Genomic DNA, 3,409 nt, shown 5'->3' with positions numbered 1-3,409 from the left:
CGAGCGACAACCCGACAGGCCACAACTCCCACCGAATCACCGACCCTATGCCCGACCAGCGAAAACGCTGCCCTCAAGTTCGGAACGACAACAGCCACTGACACACGAGGCTGCCTGTTGCTGACTACGGCATACACGGATCGCGAAGGCACCCTCTGTTGCAGGTACGGACCCCTTGCACCTCGGTCTGCGGCTGTCGGTGGAAGTCCCGCCGTCACCAGAACACGGTGTGCAACCAGACGAGAACGGCCCGACACTCACCCATCGCAGGAGGTCGAAGGGGAGTCATAGGCGTCGAGGAGGTGCTCGATGCGTTGGTTGGTGAGGGACTGGCGATCGTAGAGGCATTTGGCGTAGCGGGTGAGGAGGACTTCGACGCTGTTGCCGGCGCGTTGGGCGACTTCGGCGGGGTCGGCGCCGGCTGCGAGCCACGTGGACAGGGCGGAGTGGCGCAAGTCGTAGGGGCGTTTGCCGAGCGGGGTCGCGGCGAGTTCGGGTGGCAGGGCGAGTTCGCGGGCTTCGTTCCAGGCTCTGTGGCAGGTGGTGTAGCCGAGGAGGGTGCCGCGTTCGGTGAAGAACAGCCGCCCGTCGGGTGCGGTGCCGAAGGTCTGGACGCTGTCGCGCCAGATGCTCACCAGGGATGGGGGGAGGGGGACGATGCGGACATCGCCGGGCGGCCGGGACTTCAGGCCGCGGTCGTCGTGCATCTCACCGCTGTCGGTCCACTTCTTGCCCGCCTGGGGGCGGGCGCGGTGCAGGACCAGTCGGCCCCACCCGCTGGTGGGCAGGGTGCAGTCCGGGAGGGTCACGGCGACGGCTTCCTCCGGACGCAGCCCGGCGTAGTACATGCCGGCGAACAGGCCCACCAGACGCCGTCCCCGGGCGCGTTTGAAGCCACCGACGTAGGACAGTGCGCCCAGCAGGTTCTGGGCCTGGAGGGGGTTGACCACCACCCGCGGGTCGACCGCCCGGGCCTGCTTCGGCACCCGCCACCGGACCCGGTCCAGCGGATTGCTGCCCAGCTCCCCCTGCTCCATCGCGTAGAAGAGGGCGTTGACCAGGATCCGGCGTTTGCGCCCGGACGTGTACGGAGCCGCCGGCTTCCCGTCACGCTTCACCGACAGCGCCTCCAGCACCGCCCGGGCCACGGCCGGGTCGTGCAGGTCGATCAGCGGCCGGGACGCCTTGGCCACCCACGCCAGCACCAGCCGGTCCTGCGGGGGTATCTCCCGCGCTTCCGGCCCCGGCACCACGAACGCCCACGACCGCAGCACCCGGTGCAACACCGCCTCCGCGGGCCGGCCGGGCATCTCCCACAGCATCGCCCGCGTCACCAGCGTCAGCGCCTCGCTCGTCCCGTTCCGCGTCGTCGCCGCACGCCCCACCCAATGATCCCGGGCATACCCGGTCGCGAACGCGTACCAGGACAGCTCCGACGGGCCACGCGGCCCATACGCGCCCTGCCCGGCCGGCAGCAGACTCGCCCGCAACGCACGCGCCAGCTCCGCCCCGAACTCCCCCGCCACCTCCACCAGCCCCGGACCCCGCCCCACCGGGCCGGCGTGCCGAACCACCCGCCCCCGACACCGGCCCACCCCGACGACCCCACCCGACTCCACCAGCCCGCCCTGCACCACGCGACCAGCCCCTCCCCATCCCGAGAATCACAACCGACCACACTCCGCCCATGCATCACGTGCATCGGCAGGAGGACGCTCAGCCCACCGACTCCTCGGCCCGGACGGCACACCACTCACCTACGCCCCTTCCCGCGCCCTTCTCGCTCCTTTGCTCCCTTCCGCCACCCGAACGGGTGATGCGGCATCCGAACGCCACCACGGAGCGAGCGGAGATGCTTGTCTGGCAAGGACTGGCCGGAGCTGGCCATCGAGCAGAACCAAGCGCGACAACGGCAACGACAGGCGGCCCGAGCCGAAGGACAGGGACCAAAGCGTGCAAACAGGGACATTGGCGCGGTGTGGGCTATTTGTGGGCCGCGACGGTTGACAAGCCGTCAGATAAAGCGCTGACCTGCGACGACTTTTCCAAAGACCGCGTCCTCCGGAGCCGTGTGCGCAGGTTCGAATCCTGCCGGGGGCACCTTGCAGAAGGTGCCGACAGACCCCGCCACCAGCCATGTTGCTGGGTGCGGGGTTTTTGTCTGTGCGCAGGCAGATGCGGCTTGCGGCAGCCGTTTGCCAGTGATCACGTAATGACGACGTAATGATCTTGAGCGCATCTCCAGGGTTATCTGAGGTCCGGCTACCCAAGCGGCCGGGGCACCCCACAGCACGGCCTGAGGCCGTAAGCGTCATCTGCGTTCGCCCTACGCAGCAACTGACAGCCCGGTATAAACCATTCATGCCACGAAGACCCGGGCGCCCACTCCGTCGGCGTCCCTATCGCCCGCAGAAGCAAGCAACTTCCGGCAGACGCTGTGGACGGCCGACAGCCAAAGGCGCACCGTGCAAATTGCAGTCGACGGAGTATGGCGCCTGCCGACACCACACGACCGCAGCAGACCGCAGCAGGGTCATCGAGCAGAAGCAGAAACAGTGGGCTGCCATGCGGCAACACCAAGATCAACTCGCCAAGCGGACACGCTGGGGGATGGCAGCCGCCTTGGTTGTCGTACTTGCGGTCATCGCCTTGCAGGGGTGGTCACGCTGGAGGGGTTCGCAGGCCGACGCGGCGTGCGAAGCGCCCCAGCACTCGTATCAAGCCGCGCGGCATCGGGCCGATCTTGTGCGGGTCCCCCTTGTCGGAGACCCGATCTTGGCGCGGCTTCCCAACGACAGCTACGTTCCCGAGGCTACCGACGAAGGCCAGATCATGGCGGCCTACAGTGAGCGACGTCAGCTCTTTGGGACGGTAGCAGGCGTTGTTCTCAAACATGCTGGGTGTTTCGGCTCCGACGTCGTCGCGATGGCGCACAACGTATTAGCGACGCCCGAAACCATAACGTCGGTACAGATGCCATCTCCACCACACTGCGCGGACAATTGGCCATCCACATCTATAGGGAAGCAGGGAGCGTGCTCTCACCACGGCGGGGTGGTCTACTCGATGTTCGCCATACTGCACTTCGAATGATCCCCGAGTGGAGACGTGCTGGAGAAACGAGAGGGCACCCGGTCGCCCAGGTGCCCTCATCGACATGCTGCCTCACCAAGTGCTAGTTTCCGCCTCGCCAAGGCCCTGCATGATCCTCTGATTAATCTCGGCTTCCTGGCCGTCGATGCACTTGGCGTAGATCTTCAGCAGCACGTCCACCGAATGGCCAGCGCGGGCAGCAACCTCCGGGGCGGGCGGGCCTTCCCCCATGAAGGTGGGCACGCGGTTATTGATCACGCGGCGAGTGTGAGTTTAGCGGTGTGGTGTCGGTGTTCGTATTCGTTGGGGCTGAGGT

The 3,409-nt window shown here is 66.9% G+C and carries 1 protein-coding gene and 1 pseudogene; both read right to left on the bottom strand.

The window, feature by feature from the left end; all coding sequences use genetic code 11:
• Positions 1-257: 257 nt before the first annotated feature.
• Positions 258-1,553 carry a tyrosine-type recombinase/integrase gene (locus tag NFU81_RS40690; RefSeq protein ID WP_251502347.1) on the bottom strand — a complete coding sequence of 432 codons (1,296 nt, stop codon included), beginning with the start codon at positions 1,551-1,553 and terminating at the stop codon, positions 258-260.
• A 1,612-nt stretch (positions 1,554-3,165) separates the two neighbouring features.
• Positions 3,166-3,315 (bottom strand): annotated as a pseudogene (locus NFU81_RS40685) (tyrosine-type recombinase/integrase); the annotation flags it as partial.
• Positions 3,316-3,409: the final 94 nt, after the last annotated feature.

Origin of the sequence: Actinacidiphila cocklensis, from assembly GCF_907177275.1 — a bacterium.
GTDB classification, from domain to species: Bacteria; Actinomycetota; Actinomycetes; order Streptomycetales; family Streptomycetaceae; genus Actinacidiphila; species Actinacidiphila cocklensis.
This window is presented reverse-complemented; position numbering and strand designations above follow the sequence as displayed.